This is a genomic window from Vibrio sp. Vb2131, assembly GCF_033338535.1.
GTDB classification, from domain to species: domain Bacteria; phylum Pseudomonadota; class Gammaproteobacteria; order Enterobacterales; family Vibrionaceae; genus Vibrio; species Vibrio alginolyticus.
Genome location: NZ_JAWOSW010000012.1, coordinates 37863 through 64409, shown reverse-complemented (window position 1 = coordinate 64409; position 26547 = coordinate 37863). Strand labels below are relative to the sequence as shown.

The following is a 26547-nucleotide window of genomic DNA, read 5'->3' as shown; positions in this document are numbered from 1 at the left end:
ACGATAACTTTCGCACTTCAAAGCACTCGGTGGGTAGATCCTGAATCACGCTCGTCCCTCGCTGTTCAGGATGACGGCTGTTGGAAAATGCATTGCTCGCCACAACCCCAGGCATTGGATCTGCTCCAAGATAGGATCATTCCAGCGAGTTTAAATGAGAATAGGAATCTGATTACAGCTCGCTAGGAAATGACGATAACTTTCGCACTTCAAAGCACTCGGTGGGTAGATCCTGAATCACGCTCGTCCCTCGCTGTTCAGGATGACGGATGTTGGAAGATACATTGCTCGCCACAACCCTAGGTATTGGATCTGCTCCAAGAGAGGGTCATTCCAGCGAGTCTAGACGAGACTAGGAATCTACTAACTCACTGGAAAATGGCGATAACCTCAGAACTTCACAGCACTCGGTGAGTCGATCCTGAACCACGCTCGTTCCTCGATGTTCAGGGTGACCGTTTTAAATAAAAATGCCGCTCACAGTAAAGTGAGCGGCATACATTTCCCGTTTCCAGCCTCGGCCAGATTTAATTCAACTCTACGTTCTTAATCTCAGGATGCTTTAGCAACATCACACGAATCCAGTGATGCACCACCCACATCACCATCGCGGTGAGCAGAACCGCAACGAAAATCGAGCTGAAACGGTACAAGATCGAAAAGAACGCGTCTTTTTGTTCTGGCACCAATGAGGTCGTCAGCGGAACCGATAGGGCAGACATGGCAGAAAACGCGATAGCCGCTTTAATTTGCCCCTTGGTGAGCCACAAGCAGAATGGCCCCATCGCAATGGTAAAGGCGAGCCAAAAGAGTAGCCCATGCCCATACCAACTGCCCAATATGAGCTGAACAGCCATCCCTGCGATGCAGCCTAGTGCGGTGCCGATGATGCGAATTTTTGCCATGGCGAGCGAGCCCGCTAAAGTCATTGGGGTTAGGATGATCAAAATGGAAGCTTGTGCGGATAGCGAGTCATATAAGTCTGCTACTTGGAATACGATAAATGCCGCCATCGCCACTACCCAACCCATGGCAACTTGGCTGATGTAGTCAATATCGCTTTTTACGGGGGTCGATATCTCAATGTGTTCGGCGGAGGATTTTGGCTCAGGGAACAACCAATACGCGAATGCGCAAACAAAAATATTGCTGAACGCCATCACCCACATGTTGACATTGAACTCTTCAATATCCATGAAGTTATAGCTGGCAAAATTCAACACAATTGAACCCACCAACAGCCCCATGTAACCAAACAAATAGGTTTTCTGGTTCATCATTGCAATGCACTTGAACAGCATCATGATTCCGACGGCAATGGTCATTAATGTTGGATGAAACTGCAAGTATTCCAGCAAAAATGTGGCTTGTATGGTTGTCCACACCGCAGAGAAAAACACGATCAATAAAGCCGCTAGATTAAAGTTGTCCATTCTGCCCAATATAAACAGCGGCATCATGATGGCAAAAAATCCGTAAGACCAACCGAAGATCATGCTTAGCGCGAGTCCTAAAGAGCAGCCGAACCAAATTCGTAAGGTTTTCATTGTCGCCGCCTAGTAAATGAAGTGGAACCAGCTTGCGAGGTGAATCTGTGCTTGCGCCATCAACTGCCAGAAAATGCTGTTGTCTGGGTACAAAACAATGGTAGCGCGAGAGCCGACAAACAGTGCTGGTGGTAACTCATCGCTGCTGGTTAGGTTCACTCGTGTACGCTGCGCATCACGTACCCAGCGGTTGTTCACTTCCACTTTGGTTAGTGCGCCATTAGGCGTTTGTTGTGCGGCTGCTACACCGTAATCGCGGCTAGATAAATCAAAGTCGTACACCGAACCTGGGTTGGCATCAAATGTGACCAAGGCGTGGAAAGTCTTGTCTACGTTCGCGACGGATTTTTCACGAAAATCAGCGGCTACCCAGAGTGATCCTGTTGGTACAAATGTCAGCAATGGCATGTTGGTGTTTGCCATCGTGCCAACTTCTAGTTGCAGGTTGGTCACGACACCATCACTGGGAGCGAGTACCGCGGTATTTGCCAAATCAAGTTGCGCCTTTTCGATGCCGTTTTTGGCAATTCGAACGGCGGTGCTTTGACCTTTTTGATCGCCTAATTGCGCCTCAATGACTTTTAAGTTTTGTCGTTCCGCTTTAAGCGCTGCACGTGATACCTGATTTTGGGCAAAGGCATTATCGAGTGTCGATTGAGAGATGACTTTCTGCTTCGATAACGTCAGTAAGCGGTTGTATTCGCGGTGTGCATTATCAAATGTCGCTTGTGCGCGGGCAATATTGGCAAGAGCGGCTTCGCGTTGAGAATACAGCGTTGCTTCTTTTTCATAAGCGGATTGCAGAGACAGCTCCGCCTGTTCAAGTGCTATCTTGTATTTACGATCATCAATCGTAAACAACACATCGCCTTTTTGAACGGACTGGTTATTCTCGATGAGAACGTCGGTCACTTTACCAGATACCTCGGGTGCGACTTGGACAACGTATCCTTGCACTCGTCCTTCGGTCGTTAAGGGGGCGTGGCGGTCAGCAATGATAATGTACAAAAATAGTACGATGAACAGGACAATCAAAGTTCGCATCCAGTGTTTGAATTTTTGGTCAGCCGTCATTACAAGTTCCGTTAAACATATTGGATAGCGGATTATAGAGAAGTCACTCACAATTCAGTAGAATGATAATACGAACATAAATGACCTAAAAATAGGACAATGAACGTTAATTTTGATGATATTTACCTATTCACTCAGACGGTGGTTCACGCCGGTATAAGTGCAGCGGCAGAGGCGAATCAACTACAACGCTCAAAAGTGAGTCGTCGCCTGCAAGAATTAGAGAAATCGCTCGGGGTACAGCTTTTGATCCGCACAACACGCAGCATTGAGTTGACGGAGCACGGGAAACGCTTGTTTGAGTTGGTGGGGCAGCCTATTGACCATATTCAGCAAGGTTTAAATGCCATGCATGAATATCAACAAGAGCTGACGGGCAAGGTGCGTTTAGCCATTCCTTCCGCATTGATGAGCTCTGCCGCGTTTAACGCGATCATCACCGAGTACACAACGCGGTATCCGGAGATTTCGGTCGAGATTGAAAACCATCAAGAGAGTGTCGATCTCAAGCGTCAATCGTTTGATTTGCAGCTTCTTCCGAGCGTAGTCAAAGTCACCGATGACAGCTATGTGCAGTTCAGTCTTTTGCCTTATCGTAGTCACTTTGTTGCGTCAAAAGCCTATCTAGAATCGCATCCGCCAGTAAAAATGGTTGAAGATCTTAAGCAACATCGCCTTTTAACTAATCGTTACAATGCCGATTTGCTCGATTCAGATTTGCATGTCGCGTTGCGTTCGGATGACCTCAACTTGCTGCGCTCGATGGCGATAGCAGGAAACGGCATCGCGTTTATTCCTCAAATTCACTCCAAGCCTGCACTGAGAGACGGTTTGTTGGTCGAGGTGCTGCCTCAATTCGCGCATCCGAAGCAGCATCTTACTCTGATTTATCCCTCGGCCTTATTTCTGCCCAATAAAGTCAAAGCCTTGATTGAGCTAATTCGAGAGAAATTTAAATAGTCAGTTCAAACCACTCTTAACTAAGAGCAAATGTGTGAGCGAAGATCATCTTTCTAGGTTTTAGTGCTCTAATATGAAAGGATTCTGATACATTAACTGTTGCTCAACTTGTTGAGTATGGTTTGTGGTCGCACAAGATAGGAGGTGGAAATGTTATCGAAAGGAAACACGGGCCTGATTGTGGTAGATGTTCAGGGCAAACTCGCTACATTAATGCATGAAAGCGACTCACTGATTGAAAATATCACGAAACTGGTAAAGGGTGCCAAAGCACTAAATTTGCCTATTCTGTGGCTAGAACAGAATCCAGAAAGGTTGGGCCCAACCGCGGAGCCGATTCGTGAAGTGCTTGAAAGCACGCATTTACCTATTACCAAGTACACGTTTGATGGCTGCAAAGAGGCGACGTTTAACGTCGCGGTGGAGAACGTAAAAGTGGATACCTGGTTGGTTTGCGGTATTGAGTCCCACATTTGCGTCTATCAAACCGCGGTTTCTCTGCGTCAGTCCGGTTATCGCGTTGAATTAGTCACGGATTGTGTATCTTCCCGAACCGCTGCCAATAAGGCGCTCGCTCTTGCGAAGTTAACCGCTAACGGTGTGGTGCTCACTGGGCTAGAAATGTGTTTGTATGAAATGGTCGAAGATTGCCGAGCACCTGAATTCAAAGAAATTCTGGCGCTCATCAAATAGTGTAATCATTGTAATCAGCAACAACTTTATTTGAACACGCTATTCAAATTCTCGTTGATACCTTGGCAACATCGACTCGTTGCCAAGTAACCCGCCTTGGTGAATGTAAATCACCGTTTTATCAGTGTTCTCTTCCAACCAAGGGGTGAGGCATTGCCACATATACGGGTCGTATAACAGGTCAAATTCGAGGTCGGTTTGCTCAAAGAGCGCTTTCCATGTGATGTAATCTTCTTCGTACAAGCGACCAAAATGGTGTTTGTTGCGCACGGTTAAAATGGTTGGGTGGCTGTTTTCACCGAGCTGGTTGAACTGCTCAGTTAAGTAATCTGCATTGCCTACGCAAGGGCAAGTTAGCACTTCTATGCCGTGTGGGCTTAAATGTTTATGAAGATATAAAGCGGTCGTGCCAGTGCCTGATGGCAGGGCGACGGTAAACTGTTCTTTACCTCTCAATCGCGTCCAATCAAGAATTTCTCGTGCTAACTGTTTGATGCCAGCTTCAGCGAGGTGGGAACGTCCACCCTCTGGAATAAGCAATGTCGACTCATCTAATCTTCGTACCTGATGGACGTATTCAATAGGGTGGAGTTCGCTACCGATGTCTTGCATGGCGGTGATTTTCATACCCAAATCGAGAGCGCCGCGATAGTTTCCGATGGGGAAGCTTTTTAGCCAAGATGGAATGTGATGAACATAAAACTCAAACGCCCAACCTTTAATCTGGGCGAGAGCCGCTAGCGAGTACATGGCATTAGATTGAGCAGAGCCGTAACTGATGAGGGTTTTGATGTCGCTGTTTTGCGTTTCCATCAACGCCATAAACTTACGTGCTTTGTTCCCAGAAAAGTGGGAGTGGAGCATGTCGTCACGTTTAAGGAAAAATTTGCGCCCATTAAAGCTATGTTGGGTGATAGGACTTTCTGAGAGTTTCATGTCGATGCTGACGGAATAAACCGTGTCACCTTTGCCATTTAAAAAGGGCGCGTAGTGTAACGCCATTAAACCCAGATAAAAAGTCTGTGTTTCAGTACAACCATTTCGGTTATTCCTGATGTTTTGACTCGCACTCACCGGTGCTGTAATACCATTGCAATGGTTTCACTTCTATCCTTTGGTTGCTTTGATTCCATGGTATTCCATTCCATGGCTCGCCTTTCTGCTTTAAGCCACGTACACTACGCCGCTTATTTCAACTCAATCAGAAGGCTTGGTTTTGCAAACTCTAGAACAATTAAAAACAGGACAATTAGTAGGAACGAAACAACTGAAGTTGGCGGAAGGGCTAACTGAGTTTCCTATGGAAATATTAGAGCTTGCAGAAACGCTTGAAGTGTTAGATTTATCTGGCAACGCACTGTCAGATTTACCACCAGAACTGGAACAGCTGACCAAGCTAAAAATCATCTTTGCTTCCAACAACCTGTTCACCCATCTGCCAGAGGTGTTGGGCAAGCTGCCAAACCTTGAGATGGTTGGGTTTAAAACCAACAAGATCAAAGTAGTCAGTGAAGCCTCACTACCAACTCAGTTACGTTGGTTGATTCTGACCGACAACGAGATTGAAGTTCTGCCAAACAGCCTGGGTGAAAGACCGCGCCTAAGAAAGCTTGCTTTGGCGGGCAATCGCATCAAACAACTGCCAAACAGCATGGAAAACTTGGTCAATTTAGAATTGATTCGTTTATCTGCAAACCAGTTAGAGCATTTCCCGGATGTGTTGATGAAGCTGCCTAAATTGGCATGGTTTGCATTCGCAGGTAACCCATTCTGCAAACATCCATCTTCGCTAGACAGCGTGCCTAAAGTGACCACAAACAGTTACTCACTTAACCATGTTCTTGGCCAAGGTGCGAGTGGCGTGATTTCTCATGCTAACTGGACTGACGCTCAATACGACTTCCCGAACGAAGTTGCGGTGAAAGTGTTCAAGGGTGAAGTGACCAGTGACGGCTACCCACATGATGAACTTGAAGCATGTTTGCAAGCCGGGCATCACAACAACTTGGTGAAATCCATCGCGCAAGTGGATGACGGTAATGAGCTTGCTTTGGTTATGGAGCTGATCCCAAACAGCTACTACAATTTGGGTTTACCGCCAACGCTGGAAACTTGCACCCGAGATACATTCCCAAAAGGGTTTACGCTAACGGTCGAGCAAGTGAATTCTATTGTGGAGCAGATGGTGGACGTGTTTAATCACCTGCACGACAACAAGGTGTGCCATGGCGATTTGTATGCGCACAATACTTTGGTGAATGACCAAGGTGAGATGATCTTCGGCGACTTTGGTGCAGCGAGCATTTACGGCTATTTATCGGACGAGCAGCAAGCGGCAATCCGAACCATTGAATCGAGAGCGCTGAAGTACTTTATCGAAGATATGTTTTCTGTGTGTGACGCGTCGGAATCGGCATCGCAAGCATTCAATCGACTAGCAGCACTTGCAGCATAAGATTTCATTCAATCGAAATTAGAAAGAGGTATCGAATTGCTCGTTTGATACTGAGCAAAGTAGATACCTCTCAATTGAATTAGGCGCTGGGGAAGTTACTCTGAGCAAGCCTCTTGATGCTCTGACGTAAGGTCAATTACTGCTTCACAACCACCCTCTGGATGTGTACCAATCTTAAATTGCCAGCCATAGCGTTGGCACAAATCATCCACAATCATCAAACCTAACCCGTGTCCATCAGAGTGCGGAATGGTCGAAAAGCCTTCACCTTCATCACGCACCGAGATGGTGTTCTCATCCATGTTGATATGAATTGATCCCGATGGTGTCGCGGCGATGCCGTTGCGAATCAGGTTGCCAAGAATAATGGTTAGCACGGCATTGGTCGCGCGCGTTCTTGGGTTACCGTCTATCTGTACATCAAAGTTGAGTGCTTTCTCATCCGCCTGAGCTTGGCTTTGGAAGATGATTTGGTTGAGTTCTTCTTCGGTGATGCTGCGCACTGGTGAATCATCTGCATTACGCTCGTAACGCACTAAGCCGAGTAGGGCATCTACCATGGTCGACATCTGCTGCGTTGCATCCTGGATTCGGTTCACTTGTCGGGTCTGGAAATCCGTGTTCGCACTTCTCGCCAGTAAGCTGCTTGAGCCTTTCATTACTGTTAACGGTGTACGCAGTTCATGGCTTGCGTATCGTGCAAAGGCTTGCTCACGCTTGATGACTTGGTTGATTTTGTGGCGATACTCATTCAACTCATCCGCGAGGGTTTGGAACTCTTTGGCCGAGCCCTCAGGCACACTAAAAGTTTGCGTGGCATCTCCTTGGTGATGGTCGAGTTGAGTTTTGAGCGCATTGACGGGTTCAATCAAGCGTTGTGATAAGCGCAGTAGCAGGCTACCAAACAGGAACACCAGCACGGCGACAATGGACAATACCATCGCGACGACGAGAATGAATTCCTCTGAGGTGATCTCGATTTCATCAATCAAGGAAACCAGGATCACAGGATGTTCAACGCCTTTGTAGGTGTAAGTACTCATGTAAACCATGCGCGAGTATTCACCGTCTTCTACTTCATCAAGAAAGTGCTTTTGACCAATCAGGTATTTTTGGTAGCGCTCGGCAACCAATGAGATGTCGTTGTATGCGGTGGTGAGCAGGTCAAGCTGAATACTGCCTTGCTCTGGGTGGGACTGGAAATGTTCAATTGCTTCTTTTTTGTCGACCATAATACGACGCTCGCCCACGCGGTCTTCAGACCAAAGCAGGGAGCCGGTAATCAACAAAAAGCAGAAGATGCCAATCACGACAGACACAAAAGAGAAAAACAGAGCGAGTCGCCCTGTCATACTTTGTGTGCTTTGCGTGCTAGCAAGTAAGCGATTGATCATGCAACTGTCTCCAAGCGGAAGCCAACTTTCGGCACGGTGATCAGCACATGTTGTTCAAATGGCTTATCAAGTTGGTTGCGAAGTTGGTAAATGTGGCTGCGCAGAACGTCGTTGTTCGGCTCGTTCTCTTGCCATAGTTGGAAGGCGATTTCTTCACGTGTTACTACGTCTGGCGCGCTTTTCACAAGCATTTCCAGAATGGTGTAAGTGGTGGGGTTTAGCGCCAACAGTTTATCTTGGCGGTAAGCTTTACGCGTTTTTTGGTCGATAGAGACTTCGCCATATTCCAACTTGCTCGACGCGACAGTGCCGCGGTAACGGCGGATCAGTGCCATCATGCGCGCTTCAAGAATATCCAGATCGAAAGGCTTGGTCAGATAGTCGTCCGCACCGTGTTGGAAGCCTTTTAGCATATCGTCACGGCTATCGAGTGCTGTCAGCATAAGCACTGGTGTGTTGTTGCCCGCGTCGCGAAGTTTATTACACATGGTCAGGCCATCCATGCGTGGCAGCATGAGATCGAGCAAGATGATGTCGAAGGTGTTTTCCATCGCTAGTTTCAGGCCGAGTTCGCCGTTGTCTGCATAATCGAGTTCCATACCTGCACACTCAAAATAATCGAACAGCATGCCTGCAATTTCTCGATTATCTTCGACTAAAAGTACGCGTTTCATGTATTTCTCTCCAAGTGGGCAGGTGTTCGAAAATAAGACTTCGTCTTAACCGAACATTATTCACTAAGGACGTGAAAAAGATGTCAATAACATCTCTTTCACGTTGATGTTTGTAGACTGGATTCATTCATCGGATTTAGTGGAAGAGTAGCATGTCAACCTTCAACATTCACGCTGCAACCTTTTCAAAGGTGAGCCAACACACTGAGCCTAAAACAGTTTTGTCTGTTGTGGTGCCATTCTTTAACGAGCAAGAAGTCTTGCCTGAATTTCATCGTCGTTTAGCCGCCGTTTTGGATGAAATGCCAGAACGCTGCGAAATCGTCTATGTCGACGACGGTAGCAAAGACGACAGCCTCATGATCGCGCAAAACTTTTCTCAATCTTCTAGCGACGTTCGTTGTATTGCACTAAGCCGTAACTTCGGCAAAGAGTCTGCCATGAGTGCGGGCCTGGAACACTGTCAAGGTGAAGCGGTGATCGTGATTGATGCTGACTTGCAAGACCCGCCTGAGTTGATCCCGCAAATGGTATCAAAATGGCGTGAAGGGTATGACGTGGTGAACATGCAGCGCAGTGAACGCCACGGTGAAACCTGGTTCAAACGCTTCTCGGCCGCTTGCTTTTACAAAGTGCTGAATAGCATGGCGAAATTAGAGGTGCCAGAGAACGTGGGCGATTTCCGTCTACTGAGCGCAAAAGTGGTTAAACACATCAATTCGCTACCAGAGCGTAACCGATACATGAAAGGCATTTTCTCTTGGCCGGGTTTCAAGCAAGTGACGGTTCAGTTTGAGCGTGACGCTCGTTTCTGTGGTGAAACCAAATGGAACTACCTCAAGCTGATTGGCCTTGCAATGGACGGCATTACCTCGTTTTCCATTCGTCCTTTGCGCTTAGCGACACTTGCCGGTGCGTTAGTGGCGTTCAGTGCCTTTATCTATGGCGCATTCATTGTGATGAAAACCGTTGTGTTTGGTGAGCCCGTCACTGGCTACCCATCCATGATGGTCGTCCAACTTGCCTTGGGCGGTGTGCAACTGCTGTCGATTGGCCTTTTGGGTGAATACATTGGCCGCATTTTTGTCGAGACCAAGCAACGTCCTCTATATCTTGTTCAGTCTGTTTACGAGCAGCCTGCAAAACATCAATCCATCCAAACCATGAAGTTTAAATTGGGAGAAACCGCGTAATCATGAGTATTAATAAAACCCATCTGTGGTTGTTGTTGGCGTTTGCTCTTTTACTCCGTCTTATTTCACTTGCCGCTTACCCTTTGATGGACACCACCGAAGCCCGCTACGGCGAAATGGCGCGCTTAATGGTGGAAACCGGCAATTGGCTTACCCCACAGTTTGATTACGGCGTGCCTTTTTGGGGGAAGCCCCCCCTGTTCACGTGGATGAGTGCTTACGGCATTGAGCTGTTTGGATTGAATGAATTTGCAGTGCGCGCGCCTCATTGGTTAGCGGGTGTTGCGACGATTGTTTTTGTTGCTTTCATCGCGCATCGTGCAGGCTTTAATGCTGTCATCGCAGCGTTGGTACTGGCGACGTGTGGCATCTTTTCAATTGCGGCGGGTGCGGTGATGACAGACATGGCACTGACGTTGGCAATGACGATGGCGATGGTTGGTTTTTACTATTGCTGGCTTGGCAAAGACAAACACAGCCGATTGTGGGGTTACCTCGGTTTCTTTGGCTTGGCTTGCGGGCTGTTAGCGAAAGGTCCAGTGGCGATCGTGATCATGGGCATCGCAGTATTTCCTTGGCTCGTGATTCAGCATGGTTTCTTTGGTGCCTTAAAAGCCTTGTGGCAGCGTTTTCCAATTGTGTCGGGGTTGGCGCTCATGCTGGCGATTGCTCTACCTTGGTACATCATGGCTGAAGTGGCGACGCCTGGATTTATTGATTACTTCATTGTTGGCGAGCACTTTAAGCGTTTTGTTGTCAGCGGTTGGGAAGGGGATCTGTATGGTTCTGCTCATGATCAACCACGTGGGATGATCTGGGTATTCTGGCTACAGTCGGCTGCGCCTTGGTCAATTGTATTGCCTATCTTGGCGTGGAAACGTCGTAAGGTACTCAAAGCCATTGAAACCGATCATCAAGGTTTGTTTAGCTTCCTGATGTGTTGGCTGATTTCTCCAATGATCTTGTTCACCATGGCTGGGAATATTTTGCCTACTTACGTGCTACCGGGTGTGCCTGCGTTGGGTATCTTGATTGCAATGCTGGTGGATAAACACGATTTCAAATGGTTGACCGGAACGGCAGCGGTGTTGCCAGCCCTGCTTATGATTGCGATGTTGGTTTTGAATATGGGCAAAGCAGATAGCCGCAGCGACCGCATAATCTTCGCGCAAATTAATGACAACGCTCCGGTCTTTTATATTGGTAAGCGCCCGTTCTCAGGCCAGTTCTATAGTCATGGTCAGGCGAAAAAGCTTGAAGATAAGAATGACTTAAACAATCTGAAGAAATTCCACCTGATTGGTAAATCGCAGCAAGTGGATAGCATGATTCATGAAAATGCGTTGAGTTGTACCAACGAGTTCACAGCAAAATCGAAACGCTCACTCTACACCTGTGTGGTTGGATAACGGAATGCGCAAATTACCAAAATTTGCTTCGCTGGAAAGGTTTGCTTCGTTAACAAGGTTTGCTCTGGTAGGTGGTGTCGGCTTTATGGTCGACACCCTTATCTTTTCTGTGTTGTTCCATTGGTTTGGTCTGGAGTTGATGCTGGCTCGTGGGATAGCATTTTTGTTTGCAGCAACCACGACTTGGCTTGGCAATCGCTGGCTGACTTTCTCTCAAGCAGAAAAAACCAACCCTTTCGCTCAATGGCAAAAATTTATGGCGAGTGCCTGTATCAGTGCTTTGCCGAACTTTATTGTGTTCAAAGGCGTAACGTTCGCGCTAGGAACGCAAGGGGTGATGGTCTATTTGGCTTTGATCTTAGGCATATTGGCAGGCATGGTGAGTAACTATTTACTCAGTGCAAAATGGGTGTTTAGTTGAGGATAGAAGGTTCGGGCTTACTCTCCTATCCTCGAGTTAAAAATTCGTTATTTGAACCAATTTTTCTTTTTGTACATCAGAGTAAACCTAAAGCTTTTCATGGGGGGATGTAAAAGGTAAACAAGCCAAGGTTTATACCTTGGCTGCCGTTAGTTCAGATTTTGATTTTTCAATCTCAGATTCCGTTTGCCACTTGCCGTTGTAAAGGTATTCACGCTCAGGAAGTGGGGCATTTGACGCCCTTAAATCAAATACCTCTTCGGTTTGATATTCTCTACTACAAACCGGAATACTAAAGAGCCTTGATTCTGGCTTCGATTCAAACAGCTTTTTGTGGTCATCTACCTCTGTACAATCCAGCTTGTAGACCTTTGACAGTTGCGCGACCATGGATTCTAAATCTGCTTCAGTTTTAAAGAAAACATAACAATCTGATCTATCTTGTGAGCGAAAGATAGTATTATGAGCAGTATCTCGATATCTGCATATGTCCTGCTTAAAATAGAATTGGATCACTTTCCTTTTCTTGTTGTAGTCCGCAAACAGCCAATCTTCTCGTTCGCCTACTCTCACTTCTGTTGCTTCATCAGGCTGTCGTTTAAGCATACCAAATGAAACCAATATAAACCCACCAGCTCCGGCAAGAACCATGGGTCCAGCAACCCCAACCATCACGACACAAACTATTGCTCCAATCCAGCCCATGGCTTGAGTCGCAGAGTTGACCCAATTCGGTAAATCACGTCGCTTTTTTATAACCAATCCGCGATCGGACAAGATGTAATCATAACGATTGTCCAAACCAAATGTCAGATAAGATACACCAGACATAATTATCGTTAGACCCGATAAAATATAAGTTAAGATCATGTCACTGTTATCATGTAGGAAATAGGTAAGGAAAAATATTGGACTGACAGCGGCTATAGCAATCGATAGGTATAAGTATCGAAAAGGCTCTTCAATATCGTGCTTGTGCCAGGTTGTGAGATCTTTCCCCTTTAGAATTTGTTGCTCTTGTTCTTCTTGATAAGCCGAAAGCTCGTCTGGCGTGATGTAAAAAGGTAAATAAGCCAAGGGTTACTCCTGTAAGCTAAGTTCACTAGCATCTGAAGTTAATGAACTTCTGATCGTTGCTTGTTTAGTATTGTCTGAAATCGCCGTATAAGTTGCACGCTGTTTTGCATTATTTTGGAACCAGTACTTACGGCTTAATTCGTTTTTATCATCAAGGATGTATTCAATCTCAAATGCTAGATAGTTAGCTGAGTCTTTCATTGGTAGAGTCAATTTATAGACACTTTGAGAATCTGAGGAATCCTTTGAACTATTCAACGTTTCTAGGTCTACTCCTGTGTACCAAGCTCCCGACATCAGTCCCCCCTCTGTTACAGAAGTATTTGTCCGAAGTTTTATGCCATCTCTTGCATTATTAGTGGGAACTTGGATATGTAGCTCAATACCAAACAGTTCTTGTTTTGCTGCTGGATATTGTGTTGTTGAATTCGGAACGGTACGCATCATTGGTATTTGGCAGATTAAAGGTTTATCCATTATGGTTTTTAACTCAAAAAGGGCCTCTTGTACTAAAGAAGAGTTATGCTTTTCTCTCTCTACCAAGCTTGAGGATTGACTCCAAAGGGCTTTATCTGGGTGATAGCCCCAAGGAAGTTTATCTAACCATTTTTGATAATCGTCTTGTTTAAGTTTACTCATGATATGATTACTGAGAAGATAAACCGCAGTGAGGCCCATAATGACAAACATTATTGGTCCTCCAAAGAGAATGTTTGCCGACCATATGCCTGTTATTCCGCCGATAGCTTGAAATCCACCAATAAGTGTCAATCCAACTAAAGATGCAAAGTTGAAGTATTCGACAACTCTCGCGTTGCCGTACAAGCCGTCAATTTTCTTCCATGAGCGATAGGCCTCTATCCCTGAAGCAAGAGCTCCAATAACTCCGGTTACAGCTAGCCATTTATTGAATACCTTTAAGTCATCAATAATCAGGTTTTCAAAGCCTTTTGTATTTCGAGCTACTAACTTTTTGATAGTTTTCAGTGAGTGTTTTCTGAGTTCGTCACTCCCTTTAACCTTATCCCATAACTTCCCTGTACGAATACCCGTCCAAGCATTGGCTGCATAAAATAGCTTTTGCTGAATATCCAAGAATTCATCTGAGGACATTAACCCTGTGTCTTGGATACTACTCATGGCATCACCAAGCGCGATGCAGTTAAATACTAATGCCATAAAGCCTAGACCACCGGCATTCTCGAACAGTTTATTCAAATCATCGAGCTTATTCATAGCGATCCGAGTTCTAAGCTCGACGGTTCTTTGCGGTAGATCATCGGGTAATTCAATACGCTGTGGGTACTCCAATGTAGCCACAGCGAGTGCCTTCTTAATTCTCTTTTTATTTTTTAAAGCTGTTGTGTATTTAGAGTCGGCTTTGCGGTTGTTTTTCTGGAAGTCAGCAATGACCGCATCGTTTTTCTTGAGCTCACTTGGGTAATCATTTACGCGTGTTTTCCATTTTTTAAAATCGCGAGCGTAGCTTTCATTTAAAGTAACTGGCATATTGTGTGCCATATGCTCTGCTATAACAGCAAACAGATAATAGCTATGGCGGTTCAGAGGTTTAGCAAAAACAGGCATCAGCATAATCGATGCTTGTGAGGTCAAGCTAACGCCAAACTCTATAACGCCTTTTGCAAGCGCACCTATTGCAGATTTAAAGATAATATCGAGCTCTTGGAAACCTTTGGCGATATCCTTGAGAAAGTCCGTTTCCGCAGTGTTTGGGTTGGAAACAAAATCCATGATCTTAGAGTACATGCTCACACGGTTGCTGGTAGCAGAGATCTGGTCCATCAACTTATTATCAGCATCAGAATATTCCGAGGCGATCGACTGTTCATTCTGCGCCTCGGTAATATTCTTCTCTATTACTTTAAATAAGCTTCGGCTAAACCCAGAGGCATAGAGAGCAAGTAAACTGGTTGGTTTCTCCCATTGGCTTTCAGCCCATTGGCGGTCTTCTTCTTGTATCACCAAAGTAAATGACTCAACCGCTTGCTTGTGTAGTTGATACAAGCTGTACTGCGTGTCTTCGCTGTATAGGTCGAAGGTTCTTTCGAGATGATGCGGCGTTAAGGACTCCATTACTGCGATAAAGTCGCGTTTGACCGAAACCACTTGGGCTAGCATGGTTTCTTTTTGTTCTGACAGCTCTTGCATCTCGCTCAGCATTTGCTTCCAGTTGAGTTGCTTGCGCCAGCGTTCAGTCGCTATCCATTGCTCGTATTTACCAAATCGGTTTGCTGAAATGCCATATTTTTTCTGTATGGCCTCTGCTATTTCTGAAGTGGATTTTTGGTAATCATCGATAGCTTGCTGGGAAAATGAAGACGGCATTCCTTTGATGATAGCTGCTTGAGATTCACTGGTAAGGTCAACCATTGTTGAGTTGTCATAGTAATCCGCCATGTCCATATAGAATTCAAGCTCTTGGTTTTTGCGCTTTACTCCTGTAGGCATGTCTATATTGTCGCTTGCCCCGAACATGCACAGCTGCATGGCGGTCTGCATCAAGTTCCACTGGTTTGAAAACTGGTCAGTGAAAAGGCGGTAAGGGCTTGCGGCACCAACAAAATGCAGTGACATATCTTGAATGTCTGCGGCGTAATCTTTTATCGCGACGAAGTAGCCTGATTCTTCTTCTGGAATCGCAGAGGTTAAATCGCTTTCGACTACGACAGGTTTAAAGACAGAACCATCTTCATCTGCTTTGGTGGCGATGCCAGAATCCGCAAAGCGATCATCATCGACGGCAGAAGATTCAATATCAGCGACTTGGGTTAACTTATCTATTGGTGCAATGTTGTGCTGATTCTCGTTTGAGGACAGAACAATGGTTTGCATGCGATCGATATGATTATTCGGATTGTTAAGTACGCGCATGAACGTGTGCCATGTCCACCGGTGCTCAGAGAAGCAAATCGATAGTACGCTTCCGTTGACGTAAGTAAGAAAGGGCTTTGCATCTTGTGGTGTCCCACGCTGCTCTGATTTTGGGCTTTCTGACTCTCCCAACTTATAGAGCGTGAATTGCGTTCCTTTGATTTCGTATTCGTCTAAGCTTTTGTTGATTGCATCATACACATACAGCCAACCGTCGCGCAGTTGACGCAGGGTGTAACCAACGGTATTGAGTTTGGCTGGGCCTTGGCCTTTCCATTCTTCAGGCAAACCAAAAGGTTGTGTCTCTTCTGTTTCTAGCTGATCGATGGCATAGCGGACTGGGATAAAGTGCGCAGGTGATGCTTCCGTTGCTTCTTTCTCAGTTTTTAAATTGAGAGGCTCTGGTTCAGACGGCGGTGGCGGATCGATTTTTTTTGTTTCTCCCTCCCAAAACATACTGCGCTCTGGGGGTGAGCCAGCAAGATCATCGGATTCCGTGGTTGGAACGATATTCAGCGATTTCAGTGTACCATCTCTTTCAAATGCCTGAACGGCCTCCTCATAGGTATAGCTGTTGTCATACCAGAACATAGAAGTTTTTGGGGGAAGTGGATTATTCATCGTTAGCCCATGTTTAAGAGTTTTACTCTGTTACGCAAATATCGCACCAAAATAAAGCAATTAAAAATCAATGAGTTATATTTTTATGGTTTTGCTTCAATCAAATAATTGTTTGTTTTTCCAATAAGTTGGTTGGTGTTTACCATTTTTTGTATTGATTGAATCAAAGTTTGAGTTGTGAGTGATGCCTCAATGAGCTGACAAAACAAAAGGGCTCCAGAGTTAACTCTGGAGCCCTTTCTAGTATTTAAGCTCTAAATAATTAGCGACGCTTTGGTTTACGTTGACCAGCTAGTTTGCCTTGTCCTTGTGGGCGACCTTGGCCTTGTGGCTTGCTACCTGCCGGGCGGTTTGCACCGTTGCCGCTAGGACGTTGGCCGTTGCTTGCAGGGCGTTGACCACCTGTAGCTTTGCCCGAACCGTTACGGTTGCCAGATGGTTTACCATCTTTTGAACCGCCTTCAGAACGTTTGTTCAAATGACCACCGAAGCCTGGTTGGTTTTTGGTATGTTTGGTTGCAAAGCGGTTTGCCCCGTGACGACCAGATTTACGACGTTGCGCAGGTGTTTGTGCTTCAATGTCTTCTGCAGGAACGAGACAGCCTTGTTTGTCACCAATCAAATGTTTTTTACCCATACTGATTAGGGCTTCACGGATCATTGGCCAGTTTGCTGGATCGTGATAACGCAACAGCGCTTTATGCAGGCGACGTTGACGTTCACCTTTTGCTACAGGTACATCTTCACGTTTTTTGTACTTCACGCGTTTCAGAGGGTTTGTCTCTGAGTAGTACATCGACGTTGCGTTACACATTGGCGAAGGGTAGAAGTTTTGTACTTGATCACATTCGAAGTTGTTCTTTTTCAGCCACAGAGCAAGGTTCAGCATGTCTTCGTCTTCTGTGCCTGGGTGCGCAGAGATAAAATAAGGGATTAAGTACTGCTTCTTGCCTGCTTCTGCACTGTATTTCTCGAACATCTCTTTAAAGCGATCGTACGTACCCATGCCTGGCTTCATCATCAGATCAAGAGGACCTTTCTCTGTATGTTCCGGTGCAATCTTCAAGTAACCGCCTACGTGGTGAGTCACGAGCTCTTTCACGTATTCTGGTGATTCAATCGCAAGGTCGTAACGTACGCCAGATGCAACCATCACTTTCTTCACGCCTTCAACTTTACGCGCTTCGCGGTATAAATCGATCGTGTGTTTGTGGTCTGTGTTTAGCTTGTTACAGATGCCCGGGAATACACAAGAAGGACGACGACAGTTCGCTTCCGCTTTTGGATCTTTACAGCCCAGGCGGTACATGTTTGCAGTCGGGCCACCAAGATCGGAAATTGTGCCGGTAAAGCCTGGAACTTTGTCGCGAATTTCTTCAATCTCGTTGATGATAGACTCTTTCGAACGGTTTTGAATGATTCGACCTTCATGCTCGGTAATCGAACAGAAAGAACAGCCACCAAAGCAACCACGCATGATGTTCACAGACGTCTTGATCATGTCGTACGCAGGAATTTTTGCTTTCCCGTACATAGGGTGAGGGACACGCGCGTAAGGCAGGCCAAACACAAAGTCCATCTCTTCGGTCGTCAATGGAATTGGAGCTTGGTTTACCCAAAGTTCACGATCACCATGGCTTTGAAGTAACGCTCGACCAGAGTACGGGTTCGTTTCTAGATGCAATACACGGCTTGCATGCGCATAAAGAATGCGATCGTTTCTTAGCTTTTCAAACGAAGGTAAACGGACCGCAGTCGTCGCAGCATCGTGGCGTGATGGGCGAATCGTGATTGGTTGTGCAACTGGCTCGTCTTTTTTAGTTTCACACTGAGTTTCTACTTCGTATGGGTTCTTTGGTACGAACGCTTCTTTACGAGGTTTTTCAATGCGAGAAGAATCAATAACCGTGTAGCCTTCTGGCGCCGCTGGCAAGTTCACGGCAGTACCACGAATATTGGTCATGGTGCTGATGTCTTCGCCGTTTGCGATGCGATGTGCTACTTCGACAAGTGCGCGTTCTGCGTTACCAAAAAGTAGGATGTCTGCTTTTGCATCAAACAGTACTGAACGACGAACTTTATCTGACCAGTAATCGTAGTGTGCCACACGGCGTAGGCTGGCTTCGATACCACCTAAAACAATAGGTACTTCTTTGTAAGCCTCACGACAACGTTGAGAGTATACCAAAGTCGCGCGGTCTGGGCGTTTACCACCTTCGTTATTCGGTGTGTACGCGTCATCGTGACGAAGCTTTTTATCCGCGGTGTATCGGTTGATCATGGAGTCCATGTTACCCGCAGTGATCCCGAAGAACAGATTTGGCTTACCAAGTTGCATGAACGCATCTTTATTTTGCCATTCTGGTTGAGCAATGATACCGACACGAAAACCTTGTGCTTCTAGCAGGCGGCCAATGATAGCCATACCAAAGCTTGGGTGATCCACATAAGCGTCACCGGTTACAATGATAATGTCACAGCTATCCCATCCTAGGGCATCCATTTCTTTGCGACTGGTCGGCAAGAAAGGTGCCGTACCAAAACACTCTGCCCAGTATTTTTTGTACTCATGAATAGGAGTGATGTTATTGGTCATATTTTGCTCTCTGTTCCAGGGAGCGCGAATTATAGCGATTTGATTATCAGGTATCTATAACAAACTCATCTATTCAAGCTTAGTTCATCGAGTTTTATTTGGTTTGTAAAAATATCAATGCTCTATCGGCGATTTTCTGTCTAATTTCACCTTGAAAGCCTCATGGTTATAGATCGGTTCATGAAAAATGTCGCAATCTTAATACAAAGCATAAGCAATGGTGTGTTTATATGGGGTAAAGCCTATAATCAAATTAGTGCATATTAAATGCAAAAGGCTGAGCTGCTCTGGAAATAGTTCTAAGTCGATAGGCTTATCGTTGACACAATCCATCTATAAAGAGGATCGGCAGGTCCCAACTGGAATGTCGCGAATTGACTGTGAATTTTGAGCCTTGGGCTAATTACAAAAAAAGGGGCTAGGGTATGAGTGAATCTACGACAACAGTGCATCCAAAAATGCAAACGACTTCCAGTCTAACTCCTGTTATAGAGTGGTCTTACGATATTGATACTCGCGAGTTCGAATGTGATCAGCAAGGAATGGCAAAGGCATTTGGGATAAGTACGTCAGTAACCAGCCTAAATAACTTGTTTGATCATATGCTGATGGGGCAACAAGAAACGCTAAAACAACGAATTCTAGAAGTGGAACTCTTTGGCGGACGGGGGCGGTTTTCTTGTTGCATGATGCTAAAAAACGTTAACTTAGTGCACGTTACTATTAGTTTTGAAAGGCTCAATAAGCGCATTATCCAAGGCACTATCATTCCACAATTAACAATCACTGGTTGCGAGGAGTTAGCGACAATCCTCGAAACGATTTTTGATTTGCCGAATGTGGGCGTTTTAGTTGCCGATGAAGATACGCGCATCTTAGGTTGTAACCGTGCCTTTGAGTTACAAATGGGCTATCAAAACCGAGATCTGGTTGGGCTTAAAACTCATATTTTCAGTACCTCTCACCATAGCCAAGCGTTTTATGATCAGTTGTGGCAGCAAATTAATGATGAAGGATGTTGGTGTGGTAACTTGCTGAGCAAAACAGCAAACGGTAGCAACCAAGCTCATCATCTTTGTATTTACCGACTTACGTTTCATTCTGGACGAATTCTTTATCTCGGGTTTTCTACGGATATTTCTGCTTCGTTGTAGTGGATGAAAAATCGTTGTGAACAACAGCATGATTGGGCTGCCTTTTTACCAACGAGGAAAGAATTTGAACTCCAATTAGCTACCTTAGCGAATGAAAGCAGAAATAAAGAACTCAACATTGTTATGACACTCAGACCCAAGTTTTCGGAGAGATACTTGCTTGAACAGCAATTAGGTTTTGCAGATTTTATTATGCGAAGTCGCTACACCAGTATTGCGGGGCAGTTATCTCGGGACGTGTTTGTCGTATGCTTGCAGACCCCTCATTGTCAATGGTTGAGCCCGGTTCGTTTGATCCAAATTGCCATGAAAGGATTCTTTAATGAGCTTAGAAATGAAATGGGCACAAAAATGCATGCCACTATCGTTAAAGGCCAAACTGGTGTGTCAATCCTTGGCTATGATACGAACCGACCAAGACAAGCGCTAGCACATGCAGCGCAAGCGATGTTGTCCTCTATTTCCGGTGAAGGCAGCTATTTCAACTTTTACGACAGTGAACTTCACTCTGAATTAGTGAAGCGCCAACATCTCGAGGCGTTTTTGGAGGCGCAAATAGAGAGTGGACTAGTGGACGTTTACTTTCAACCGATTATCGACGTTCAAACCGGAAGAGTGGTTAAGTTCGAGGCCCTCGCACGCTTCTATGATGAAAATGATGCGTATTGTACGCAGAAGATGATCGCTATTATTGAAGATCTAGAACTCATAGCGGCACTTGATGATGTGGTCTGCCAAGCTGCGTTGAAGCACTTTCCGCGCTTACAAGAAATTTATGGCGAGGAAGTGGGCGTGACCATCAATCGCTCCCTCAATACGAAATTGGATTCTCTTCAGATCCTTCAGCGGTCGCATGATTTGATTAAAGCCAGTGGTGTAGACCCTAAGCGAGTAACTATCGAGCTAACAGAAACCGCGTATTTTGAACAAGATGAGGAGCATACTCGAGCTCTAGAGGAAGTGCGGAAAGAGGGCATTGAGATCGCGATTGATGACTTCGGTACTGGGTATTCTTCTTTTTCTTATCTAGAAAAAGGGCAGTTTGATTTACTGAAAATAGACCGAAAATTCATCAAGAACATTCATAAAGGGAGCACCAGCTATAACATTGTGAAAATGGTCACCGAGCTTGCACAGCAAATGAATGTAAAAGTGGTTGCTGAAGGCGTGGAATCTAAGCAAGAACTTCAAGTATTGGCAGAAATCGGTGTCGATTACATGCAGGGCTTTCTATTTTCTGCTGCCGTGCCTGTCGATTTGATGGATAAAGCGGACAGTTATGAGCATCTGTTCTCTGACATCGCGATTGAGTCTAAGCAAAGTGATGTGTTGCAATCTGTGAGCCATGAACAAGTCAGGTCTATGGACCCTGGAGAACCGCTCTCCTTGGCAGTGGAGTACATGAATTTGAATCCAAGCTCGCCTTTAGTTGTTCTCAATGAAAATCGTTGTGTTGGGTTAATTACGAAAGAGACGGTGAATTTACACCTAACACCTTCGATGGGAACAGAGCGAGAAACTGAACGAGAAAGCCGAATTTGGAAACGTCCTGTTAATCAGATAATGAGCACCGAATTTGTGTTGGTTGATGAGGATTTACCTGTCTCTGTTATTCGAGAGTTGGTTAAAACCGGCATTCGTTTCCCTTGGGTATTGTGTAATACCAAAGAAGAGTACCGTGGAGTTTTAACGCAGGAAGACGCGTTGAAGTATCTTGCTTCTCTGTGAATAAAATTGTCTTACCGTTTTAGCTCATTTGGGGGCCGACTTTCGGTGGTTTGGCGATAGTTGATTTGATATTATCGCCCCCCCAAAATGACTTTTGAGCGTGCATTCAACATGATTCAACAATTGCTGGTTACTTTCCCTCCGATGCTATTTGGCGCACAAGCGCTACTGACTTTGCTTCTAATCAAGGGCGATATTTGTCCTGGTCAGCGAGGACGTCTTCATAAAATGTTGCCTGCAGTAGCTGTATTGTGGCTCGCTGTTGCGTCACTTCGCATTGAAGCATTTATGATCGTGTTTGCTATTTTCTACTTCTATTCTCAGGTTCAAACCAAGAAAACGCGTGAAAAAGGGCCACTATGGGCGATGCATTTAGCGAATGGTTTGGCCTTTGCGTATGTGAGTATTCAAGTATTTGAGCAATCAAGCTGGCCAGCATCGATAGCGATGGCGCTAATGATATTTTTCCTTGGGGCGTCATTTTCTCAATTGCTACTTACGATAGCTCGCAGCAGATTACAGGCATTTCACCGCATTTTACCAGTTACTGGCATTGTGTCTGGAATGCTATTAGTCATCGCAACGTTGTTTGCTTCTTACCAGTTAAATGAAGCCACACTAAACGCTGCGACACAGCCGATCTTGCTGTCTTTAGCTATGCTAATTTCTTCAATTATTGTGTGGTGTTGGCATATTTTTACGCATAAGAAACCAGAAAAGGTGCAACTGAGCGTTGCCTTGTTTCTAGCACTCGCGTCGATGACGAGCCTGCAAGGTTTATTCTCTCTCGCGGCTTAACCTCTATTCTAAAGACAAAGCTAGACGGCTTATATCCAAGTGCTTTCTTGGTGCTTGGGTATAAGGTGATCACGTTTTAGATCGCACTCACTTTAAATTCGCGTGATTACTACTACGCTTGTTTATATACCTTGTCGAAGAGGAGAGTCGCGATGGATTTAAGCAATGTAGGTAATCTGGACAGCACTATTTTGCTAGGTATCGTCAACGAAAAGCTACGTTTAGAGTGCGACAGTTTTGACGAGTTAGTATCAGTGTATGAGATGGATGTAGAGTCTGTAGTCGGCAAGCTTGATATGCTCGGTTATCAGTACGATCCATTGACTAACCAATTTAAAGCATATCAACGCTAAGCCTTTCATCACCCAAATCTTTTAAGCCACCTTGATTCCGTCAAGGTGGCTTTTACATTGTAGCCTCGCGGTTGCGAAAAAAGCTTGTAAGTAACGCTTCTCTTTCTCTGAGTGACGCGTTGCTGCAAACAAGCGACGCCATAAGCCTTGGCCGAAAGGTTTACTGGTAATAAGACCTTGGCGAGAAAATTCAGAAATCGCCCAATTGGGTAGTGCCGCCACCCCTAATCCAGCAGAGACCATCTGAACTAGCATGAGAGTATTGTCGGCTTGCTTCCATTTCGCAGGTTCTATTCCTGCTGGCTGAAGAAAGTGTTTTACGACGTCTAGCCTTTGTTTTTGAACCGGATAAGAGAGCATGGTTTGATCTGCGAGATCTTGCGGATCAATAATTTCTTTTTCCGCCAATGGGTGGTTGGTTGCGGTAATTAAACGCATTTCAAAGTCGAATAGAGGCTCGTAGTGGACTTCAGATCGAGGTTGGATATCGGAAGTAATAACGAGATCGAGTTCGCCTGCCAATAGAGCAGGGAGTGGTTCAAAGCCAAAACCAGAGGAAAAGTCCAATGTTACGCTAGGCCAAGCAAGTTGGTACTCCCTAAGTGCAGGCATTAGCCATTGGAAGCAAGAGTGACATTCAATGGCCATATGTAATCGGCCATTGACGTCTTCTTTCAAGCTCGCTAAATCATTTTCTGCTCTTGCGAGTTTCGGAAGGATATCTTCTGCAAGACGCAATAGGATTTCTCCCTCTGAAGTGAACTTCACCGGACGAGTCTTTCTCAGGAACAGTTGCCCTCCAATTCGCGCCTCCAAATCTTTGATCTGATGAGACAGTGCCGACTGAGTGAGATGTAAAGCGGTCGCTGTTGCCGTTAGAGAGCCAGTGTCTCGAAGCGAAGTGAGTGTCCGCAAATGTTTTAGCTCTATCATGAATTCCTTTCATCCTTTGTTGCTCGCTATGAACAGAATAGCAATCGTGTAAATAACTTAACGACAAAAAATGGATATGTAAACGTCTAGACGTCTATTTGTTGTGTTTATTTGCGAATCATGTCGCCTCATGATGAATTTTTTTAATAAACAAGTTGAATAAATGGACGTTGTTCAAACCGCAGATGAGAGCGATAGTTTAGCCATCCAGACATCTTTCATGACGAAAGATACTCTGACCCAAACAAATTAAACAAGATTGAAAAAGGAATAGGGACATGGCTACAACAACGCACGTACTAGGTTATCCACGCATCGGTGAAAAACGAGAATTAAAATTCGTTCAGGAAAAATACTGGCGCGGAGAAATTGATCAAGCAGAGCTTAAAAAGGTTGGAGCAGATCTGCGCGCTAAAAACTGGCAAACGCAAACAGATGCTGGCTTGAGTTTTACCACCGCTGGCGATTTTGCTTGGTACGATCATGTACTGACGACCACGTTGTTACTGGGTCACGTGCCAAAACGTCACGCAGACGGTTTCCCTGATTTGGATACGCTATTCAAAGTGGGTCGCGGTCAATCTCAAGCGGGTTGCGGCTGTGCGGGCGCTGCAGCATCGGATATGACTAAATGGTTCAACACAAACTACCACTACATCGTACCTGAATTTAGCAAGGACGATACATTTGAAGTGAGTTGGCCTCAACTGTTTGAAGAAGTCAACGAAGCAACCCAAGCTGGGCATAAAGTGAAGCCAGTTTTGCTTGGTCCAGTCAGTTATCTTTACTTAGGTAAAGAGGTAGAAGAAGGGTTCGATCGCCTGACGCTACTGCCACGATTGCTTACGGCTTACCAAGCTATTTTGGCAAAGCTCGCAAGTCAAGGTGTTGAGTGGGTTCAGATTGATGAGCCAATTTTGTCACTGGAGCTAGAAAGCAAATGGGCTGATGCGTTCAAGCTAGCGTACCAAGTGATTCGAAGCGATGTAAAAGTGCTGCTAACGACGTACTTTGACTCTATAAGCGATACGCTAGACAAAATTGTAAAGCTACCAGTGGATGGTTTACATATCGATTTATCTGCCGCGCCTCAGCAGCTTGACGACGTGGTTGCCAAACTACCGGAGGGGTGGGTGCTGTCTGCTGGCGTGGTCAACGGTCGTAACGTGTGGCGCTCGGATTTGAGTGCGCAACTTGAACGTCTACAGCCAGTAAAAGAAAAACTGGGCGACAACCTTTGGGTTGCGAGCTCATGCTCTTTGCTACATAGCCCGGTTGATCTGGAACAGGAAACAGAACTCAGTGAGGAAGTGAAAAGCTGGTTTGCGTTCGCAAAACAAAAAGTAACAGAAGTCGCCTTGCTTGGCCGCGCACTCGATGGTGATCAAGATGCGATTCTCGCTTGTGATACCTACAGCCAGCCAATCAAAGCACGTAAAACGGCAACGCATGTGAATAAGCCACAAGTTCAAGCACGTTTAAACAGTATTACTGCGTCACTTGCCGAGCGCAGCGCACCTTACGCGGAGCGTGCTGCGCATCAAGCTGAAGTATTGGGCTTGCCTCTGTTGCCAACCACGACAATCGGTTCTTTCCCTCAAACGGGTGAAATTCGTGTTCAGCGCAGTGCTTATCGTACAGGTCAATTATCTGAGTCTGAATATATCCAAGCACTTAAAGGACATATTGCTGACGCAGTAAAACGTCAAGAGGCGCTCGACCTAGATGTGCTTGTTCATGGTGAAGCAGAGCGTAACGACATGGTGGAATACTTCGCTGAGAACTTGGCGGGTTTTCAAACGACCAAATTTGGTTGGGTACAGAGTTATGGCTCTCGCTGTGTGAAACCTGCCATTGTAGTTGCTGACATTGAACGTGAAAAACCGATCACGGTTGAATGGTCGACGTACGCCCAGTCGCTAACCAGCAAACAGATGAAAGGCATGTTGACTGGACCAGTTACGATTTTGTGTTGGACGTTCCCACGTGAAGACATCACACGTCAAGAAATTGCGCAGCAACTTGCTTTGGCACTGCGTGATGAGGTGTCTGACCTGCAAGATGCAGGCATCAATATCATTCAAATTGATGAGCCAGCCATTCGAGAAGGTTTACCACTCAAAAAACGCGATCAAAAAGCGTACTTAGAATGGGCCGTAAATGCGTTTAAGGTCTCTGCGGCAAGTGCAAAACCAGAAACTCAGATTCACACTCATATGTGTTACAGCGAGTTCAATGAAATCATTGATTCGGTTGCGGCACTCGATGCGGACGTCATTACCATTGAAACATCTCGCTCGAATATGGAGTTGCTGAAAGCATTTGAAGAGTTCAATTACCCGAACGAAATTGGCCCTGGTGTTTATGACATTCACTCACCAAACATTCCTACGGAAGAATGGATTGAAGGTTTAATCAAGAAAGCGGCAGAAAAAATTCCGGCTCAACGTTTGTGGGTAAACCCAGATTGTGGTCTGAAAACACGAAACTGGAAGGAGACAGAAGCCGCATTGGCAAATCTGGTTTCAGCGGCGAAGAAGCTCCGTGCTGAGCTGGCGTAACACGTCGTTACAGC

General features: G+C 45.5%; 18 protein-coding genes and 1 pseudogene. 10 read left to right on the top strand and 9 right to left on the bottom strand.

Going from position 1 to position 26547, the window contains the following annotated elements:
- Positions 1–527: 527 nt before the first annotated feature.
- Both R7E38_RS13945 and R7E38_RS13940 read right to left on the bottom strand, forming a co-directional pair.
- Complete coding sequence (locus R7E38_RS13945; protein WP_047103350.1) at positions 528–1547, bottom strand: DUF2955 domain-containing protein; 1020 nt, start codon at positions 1545–1547, stop codon at positions 528–530.
- A 9-nt stretch (positions 1548–1556) separates the two neighbouring features.
- Positions 1557–2621: an HlyD family secretion protein gene (locus R7E38_RS13940; RefSeq protein WP_226083583.1), complete on the bottom strand. Its 1065-nt coding sequence runs from the start codon at positions 2619–2621 to the stop codon at positions 1557–1559.
- Positions 2622–2720: 99 nt separating this feature from the next.
- Between R7E38_RS13940 and R7E38_RS13935 the strand changes: the two genes are divergently transcribed.
- Together R7E38_RS13935 and R7E38_RS13930 are read left to right on the top strand one after the other, a co-directional pair.
- Positions 2721–3581: a LysR family transcriptional regulator gene (locus R7E38_RS13935; protein ID WP_226083582.1), complete on the top strand. Its 861-nt coding sequence runs from the start codon at positions 2721–2723 to the stop codon at positions 3579–3581.
- 150 nt (positions 3582–3731) lie between these two features.
- The gene (locus R7E38_RS13930) at positions 3732–4274 is read left to right on the top strand and encodes an isochorismatase family protein (RefSeq protein WP_054577054.1); all 543 of its coding nucleotides are present in this window, start codon (positions 3732–3734) and stop codon (positions 4272–4274) included.
- 39 nt (positions 4275–4313) lie between these two features.
- Here the strand turns inward: R7E38_RS13930 and R7E38_RS13925 are convergent, their stop codons facing one another.
- Positions 4314–5210: a pyridoxal-phosphate dependent enzyme gene (locus R7E38_RS13925; protein ID WP_226083596.1), complete on the bottom strand. Its 897-nt coding sequence runs from the start codon at positions 5208–5210 to the stop codon at positions 4314–4316.
- 280 nt (positions 5211–5490) lie between these two features.
- Here R7E38_RS13925 and R7E38_RS13920 point away from each other — a divergent pair, with 280 nt between their 5' ends.
- A complete protein-coding gene (locus R7E38_RS13920) occupies positions 5491–6729 on the top strand; it encodes a leucine-rich repeat-containing protein kinase family protein (RefSeq protein WP_226083581.1) in 1239 nt (412 codons plus the stop codon).
- A 95-nt stretch (positions 6730–6824) separates the two neighbouring features.
- Here the strand turns inward: R7E38_RS13920 and R7E38_RS13915 are convergent, their stop codons facing one another.
- Positions 6825–8123: a sensor histidine kinase gene (locus R7E38_RS13915; RefSeq protein WP_064376496.1), complete on the bottom strand. Its 1299-nt coding sequence runs from the start codon at positions 8121–8123 to the stop codon at positions 6825–6827.
- Entirely contained in the window at positions 8120–8797 is a 678-nt protein-coding gene (locus R7E38_RS13910; protein ID WP_020197905.1) for a response regulator transcription factor, read from the bottom strand. The genes R7E38_RS13915 and R7E38_RS13910 overlap by 4 nt, the downstream gene beginning before the upstream one ends.
- A gap of 152 nt (positions 8798–8949) precedes the next feature.
- Between R7E38_RS13910 and R7E38_RS13905 the strand changes: the two genes are divergently transcribed.
- Genes R7E38_RS13905 through R7E38_RS13895 form a run of 3 tightly spaced genes read left to right on the top strand, consistent with a single transcriptional unit; the run spans position 8950 to position 11820 of the window.
- Positions 8950–9990: a glycosyltransferase family 2 protein gene (locus R7E38_RS13905; protein ID WP_080996144.1), complete on the top strand. Its 1041-nt coding sequence runs from the start codon at positions 8950–8952 to the stop codon at positions 9988–9990.
- A 2-nt stretch (positions 9991–9992) separates the two neighbouring features.
- A complete protein-coding gene (locus R7E38_RS13900) occupies positions 9993–11399 on the top strand; it encodes a glycosyltransferase family 39 protein (protein WP_318081840.1) in 1407 nt (468 codons plus the stop codon).
- A gap of 4 nt (positions 11400–11403) precedes the next feature.
- Positions 11404–11820, top strand: a complete 417-nt coding sequence (locus tag R7E38_RS13895; protein WP_226083579.1) for a GtrA family protein — start codon at positions 11404–11406, stop codon at positions 11818–11820.
- 132 nt (positions 11821–11952) lie between these two features.
- Here R7E38_RS13895 and R7E38_RS13890 read toward each other — a convergent pair whose 3' ends face one another.
- The 3 genes from R7E38_RS13890 to R7E38_RS13880 all read right to left on the bottom strand — a co-directional run bounded on the left by R7E38_RS13890 (position 11953) and on the right by R7E38_RS13880 (position 19006).
- Complete coding sequence (locus R7E38_RS13890; protein WP_226083578.1) at positions 11953–12897, bottom strand: hypothetical protein; 945 nt, start codon at positions 12895–12897, stop codon at positions 11953–11955.
- Positions 12898–12900: 3 nt separating this feature from the next.
- The gene (locus R7E38_RS13885; protein WP_226083577.1) at positions 12901–16410 is read right to left on the bottom strand and encodes a T6SS effector BTH_I2691 family protein; all 3510 of its coding nucleotides are present in this window, start codon (positions 16408–16410) and stop codon (positions 12901–12903) included.
- A gap of 262 nt (positions 16411–16672) precedes the next feature.
- Positions 16673–19006 (bottom strand): YgiQ family radical SAM protein, encoded by a 2334-nt coding sequence (locus R7E38_RS13880; protein WP_226083576.1) that lies wholly within the window; start codon positions 19004–19006, stop codon positions 16673–16675.
- 425 nt (positions 19007–19431) lie between these two features.
- On the opposite strand from R7E38_RS13880, the pseudogene R7E38_RS13875 reads away from it, so the two are divergent.
- The 3 genes and pseudogenes from R7E38_RS13875 to R7E38_RS13865 all read left to right on the top strand — a co-directional run bounded on the left by R7E38_RS13875 (position 19432) and on the right by R7E38_RS13865 (position 23039).
- Positions 19432–21888: pseudogene (locus R7E38_RS13875) on the top strand (EAL domain-containing protein).
- 87 nt (positions 21889–21975) lie between these two features.
- Complete coding sequence (locus tag R7E38_RS13870) at positions 21976–22686, top strand: hypothetical protein (protein WP_005376761.1); 711 nt, start codon at positions 21976–21978, stop codon at positions 22684–22686.
- 152 nt (positions 22687–22838) lie between these two features.
- Positions 22839–23039, top strand: coding sequence for a DUF4250 domain-containing protein (locus tag R7E38_RS13865; protein WP_005376762.1), 201 nt, complete (start codon positions 22839–22841; stop codon positions 23037–23039).
- 21 nt (positions 23040–23060) lie between these two features.
- Here the strand turns inward: R7E38_RS13865 and metR are convergent, their stop codons facing one another.
- Positions 23061–23972, bottom strand: coding sequence for an HTH-type transcriptional regulator MetR (metR, locus tag R7E38_RS13860; RefSeq protein WP_005376763.1), 912 nt, complete (start codon positions 23970–23972; stop codon positions 23061–23063).
- Between the two features lie 278 nt (positions 23973–24250).
- Between metR and metE the strand changes: the two genes are divergently transcribed.
- A complete protein-coding gene (gene metE / locus R7E38_RS13855) occupies positions 24251–26533 on the top strand; it encodes a 5-methyltetrahydropteroyltriglutamate--homocysteine S-methyltransferase (RefSeq protein WP_025767259.1) in 2283 nt (760 codons plus the stop codon).
- The last annotated feature ends 14 nt before the right edge of the window (positions 26534–26547 follow it).